We start from the raw sequence: 4,385 nt of genomic DNA on the forward strand, positions 1-4,385 counted from the left end.
CTCGCAGGGGCCGGTGCCCGCGCCCGGATCGTCGTCGGTCACGGCGACCGCCACGGCCACCTCGACGGTCACGGCCACGACGGTCCCACGGCCCCCGGGAGGCGGCGGCGGACAGGGCCGCCCCGGCGGCACACCGGAGGCGCCGGCGAAGGGCGTACCGCTCGGCGACTCGGCCCTCGTCTGGCTCTTCGACACGGTCAACGGCGCGACCACCGAGGACAGTTCGACGCACAACGTCACCGGGACGCTCTTCGGCGACCCGCTGCCGACCCGGGTGGACGGCGCCCTGGAGTTCAACGGGAACCAGGGCGTCTCCTCCGAGGGCCCCGTGCTCGACACCACCCGCAGCTTCTCCGTGTCGGCCCGCGTGAAACTGCTCGACAAGGGCAGCACACAGGCCGTCGTCAGCCAGGACGGTGCCCAGGTCAGCGGCTTCGCTCTCGGCTACGACTCGCAGGAGGACCGCTGGTCGATGAGCGTCCCCGACGCGGACTCGCAGGAGGCGGGCAAGTCCGCCGCGGTCTCCAAGTCCCGTCCGCGTGCGGGTACATGGACCCATCTGATCGGTGTGTACGACGACCCCGGGCACCGACTGCGGCTGTATGTCGACGGACGTCTCCAGGACAGCGCCACACAGGAGAGCGACTGGCGGGCCGGGGGCAGCTTCGCGGTCGGGCGTGCGCTGCTGGGCGGCGAACTCTTCCAGGGGCTCAGGGGGTCCGCCGACGATGTGCGGGCCTTCGACCGGGCGTTGACGGGGAGCGAGGCGCGCGGACTCGCGAGCGGGTCGTAGCAGCGGGATACGTACGGCGTACGCGTACGGGATACGGGCACGGGCCGCGTGGCGGCGCGCTCAGCCCTTACCGCTCCCGCTCAGCCTTTTCCGCTCCCGCTCCCGCTTCCGTTCCCGCCGCCGCGTCCGCTCTCGCCCTGCCGTGCGAACGCGTCCTTGCTGCCGCCGTCCCACTCGACGCTGAGCTTGTCGCCGGAACGCACGGCGTCGCCCGTGAGTTGGCTCTTCACCTTGCCGTTGACGCAGCGCAGTGCCAGCCGGAAGACCTCGCCGGTCTTGCTGCCGGTCTTGCCGCTCGACGTGCCGTCCGACTTGGCGCCGGACGTGCGGGCCTCGCCGAGGCCGGGGCAGGTGCTCAGCCTGCCGGGACGGTCGTACGAGACGGCGTGCTTGCCCTTGGCGTCGCCCGACGTCTTCGCGACCCCTATCGTCAGCGCCTGCCCGCCCTGCGAACGCCACGTCCCCGCAAAGCCGTTGCCCGCGACCACGCGTCCGCCGCCGCCTTTACCGCCGCCGTCACCGTCTCCGCCCTTGCCGCCGTCGGACTTGCCGCCCTCGGGGCGTTCGTCGGCGGAGCCCCCGCCGGAGCCGCCGCCCTCCGGCGCGCCCGCGCCCGTTCCCCCTCCTCCTCCGCCTTCCTGGTCGACCATGTAGGAGACGCCGCCGCCCGCGAGCAGCAGCCCGGCGAGGGTGCCGGCCAGCAGCAGGACGAGCTTCGTCTTCGAACGGGCCACCGGCGGCGGCCCGTTGGGTGCCGGCCCGAAGCCGTGCATGCGGCGCTGCCCCGGTCCGTACAGATCCCCGTAGGGGGGCGCGGCGGGCGGAGACGGCGGCGAGGGCGGTCCGGGCGGCTGCCAGAGCGGCTGCTGCTGCGGGGGTACGAGGGTGCCGGGCGGCTGCGGTGCCGGTACGGGCCCTCCGGGCTGCGGTTGTTGCTGCGGCTGTTGCCGCTGCTGCCGTTGCCGGGGCACCGGCGTGTCCTGCGGATCCTCCGGCGGTGCGGACATGCCGGGCGGTGGCGCGGACATGCCGGGCGGCTGAGCGGGCGCGTCCTTCGCGGAGTCCCAGTATCCGAACCCCGCGGTCGGCGGCTGCGGCGGCGGCTGCCGCGGCACGGACCCCGGGGGAGGCCGCCGGCGCCGGAACCGGGGACCGCCGGAACCGTCCTGCGGTGGCTGAGTCATAGCGAACACCTTCTGCGCACGTGCCCGCACCGCCGAGAGCCCAGCTCACCAAGTGGCCCGGAATACCCCGGATCCACCTCGGCCGGTAGCGAGCCCGCCGCCTTCTGCACGACAAGTTGAGCGGGCCACGTCACTCATCCTCCGTCATGGCGGCGAGTGCCCGCAGCCGAAACCGGAGCCTGTGTGCGGTACACGGGCTCCGCGCGGACCGGCGGCGGCGATCGCGGTACGCGGCGGTGACCGGAGGGCGACCGTGCGGTGACCGAGGGGGTACGGCGCGACGTCCGGGCGGTACCGCCGCGCGGAAGCGCTCGTACCGGAGGCGCCCCCCGTACCGCGAAGAGCCGTCTCAGACCAGCCGGCGGGCCGCGGCCCAACGGGTCAGCTCATGGCGGTTGGAGAGCTGCAACTTGCGCAGCACCGCCGAGACATGGGATTCGACCGTCTTCACCGAGATGAAGAGCTGCTTCCCCACTTCCTTGTACGCGTAGCCGCGGGCGATCAGCCGCAGCACCTCGCGCTCGCGCTGGGTGAGCCGGTCGAGGTCCTCGTCGACGGGCGGGGCGTCGGTCGAGGCGAACGCGTCGAGGACGAAGCCCGCGAGGCGCGGCGAGAAGACCGCGTCCCCGTCGGCGACGCGGAAGACGGCGCCGACGAGATCCGTACCGGTGATGGTCTTGGTGACATAGCCGCGGGCGCCGCCGCGGATGACCCCGATGACGTCCTCGGCGGCGTCGGAGACGGAGAGCGCGAGGAAGCGTACGGGCGAGTCCGCCGCGCCCATCAACGAGGCGCTGCGGCGCAGCACTTCGACCCCGCCGCCGCCCGGGAGGTGCACGTCCAGCAGGACGACGTCGGGCCGGGTGGCCGTGATGACGGTGACGGCCTGCTCCACGTCGCCTGCCTCGCCGACGACGTCGACGCCCGTCTCCTCCGTCCGTCCGATCTCCGCCTGCACGCCCGCGCGGAACATGCGGTGGTCGTCGACGAGGACCACCCGGACCTGTCCGGGGCCGTCCGCGGTGCCTGCCGTCTCGTCCGGTGTCTCCTGCGTCACGACTGGGCCGCCCTCTCCATCTCCAGCTCCACCTCTGTCCCCTCACCGGGAGCCGACCGCAGCCGGGCCGTGCCCCCGTGGCGCCGCATGCGGCCGATGATGGACTCGCGCACGCCCATCCGGTCCTCCGGCACCGCGTCCGGGTCGAAGCCCGGGCCCCTGTCCCGTACGGACACGAAGACCGTGCCGCCCTCCACCTCCGCGAAGACCTGCACCGCGCCCCCGTCGCCACCGTACTTGGCGGCGTTGACCATCGCCTCGCGCGCTGCCTGGATCTGGGCGTCCAGCCCCTCGTCCAAGGGGCAGTCGCCGACGCAGACGACCTCGACGGGCACGCCGTGGCGGTCCTCGACCTCGGCGGCCGTCGCCTTGACCGACTCGGAGAGGGTCTGCGGTCCCTCGTCCTCCTCGCCCCTGCCGCGCGGCTTGTAGAGCCACTCGCGCAGCTCGCGCTCCTGGGCACGGGCGAGACGGGCCACTTCGCGGGGCTCGTCCGCGCTGCGCTGGATCAGGGTGAGGGTGTGCAGCACCGAGTCGTGTACGTGCGCGGCCACTTCGGCACGTTCCTGGGCGCGGATGCGCATCAGCCGTTCCTCGGACAGGTCCTGCATCATCCGTACGAAGTACGGCCCGGCGAGCAGGGCGACGCCGACGAGGACGGCGAGCGCGGCCTGGAGGACCGGCCCGAGGTCGCTCGCCGAACTCTGTACGACCACGATCCCGCTGACCCCGGCGGCGACCAGCACCACACCGGCGGCGCTGCGCGCGATCGGCACCAGCCCGCGGCGGCGGCTGACTTCGGCCCAGTGCGCACGCCGGGCGTCGTCGGCCTGGCGCCACACCAGCACCACGCCGAGCCCGATCAGCAGCACCGGCCACAGATAGGTGTTGACCTGTCCGAACTGGAGGTTGTCGGCGATCGCGGCCGCCCCGACGAGCAGCGCCGCGACGGCGAAGAGCTGGCCCTTGTCGGGCTTGCGCACGTGCAGCCGCGTCCACGGATCGCTCTTTCCGGAGCGGCCCGGAGCCTCCGCGCCGCCGGCGTCGGCGGTGCCCGTGCCGTCGGGGCCCTGCGTACGGCGCTCCCCGCCCCTGCCGCCTCCGCGTCCGGCGGCCTTCTCCGCACCGGCCCCGACACCGCCCGTACCGAGCGGGACGACGAACCAGAAGGCCGCGTAGAGCAGGACGCCCAGCCCGTTGGTCACGGTGAGGGCGATGAAGACGATGCGCACCCAGGAGACCGGCAGCGCCAAGTGCCCTGCCAGGCCCCGCGCGACGCCGCCGAGCATGCGGCCCTCGGCGCTGCGGTAGAGCTTGCGCAGCGGGGGCGGCGCCGGAGGCGTGACGTCGT

General features: G+C 73.8%; 4 protein-coding genes. 1 reads left to right on the forward strand and 3 read right to left on the reverse strand.

From position 1 onward, the window contains the following. Positions 1–793, forward strand: a 793-nt coding sequence (locus tag AN218_RS30830; protein ID WP_141747770.1) for a LamG domain-containing protein, incomplete at its 5' end; no start/stop codon positions are given. 80 nt (positions 794–873) lie between these two features. Here AN218_RS30830 and AN218_RS30835 read toward each other — a convergent pair. The 3 genes from AN218_RS30835 to AN218_RS30845 all read right to left on the reverse strand — a co-directional run. Then, positions 874–1,977, reverse strand: a complete 1,104-nt coding sequence (locus tag AN218_RS30835) for a hypothetical protein (protein ID WP_141747771.1) — start codon at positions 1,975–1,977, stop codon at positions 874–876. 349 nt (positions 1,978–2,326) lie between these two features. After that, positions 2,327–3,034 (reverse strand): LuxR C-terminal-related transcriptional regulator, encoded by a 708-nt coding sequence (locus AN218_RS30840; protein ID WP_070020331.1) that lies wholly within the window; start codon positions 3,032–3,034, stop codon positions 2,327–2,329. After that, positions 3,031–4,385 (reverse strand): ATP-binding protein (locus tag AN218_RS30845; protein WP_070020332.1); only part of this gene is annotated, 1,355 nt, incomplete at its 5' end. The genes AN218_RS30840 and AN218_RS30845, both read right to left, overlap by 4 nt.

Origin of the sequence: Streptomyces nanshensis, assembly GCF_001751255.1 — a bacterium.
Taxonomy (GTDB): domain Bacteria; phylum Actinomycetota; class Actinomycetes; order Streptomycetales; family Streptomycetaceae; genus Streptomyces; species Streptomyces nanshensis_A.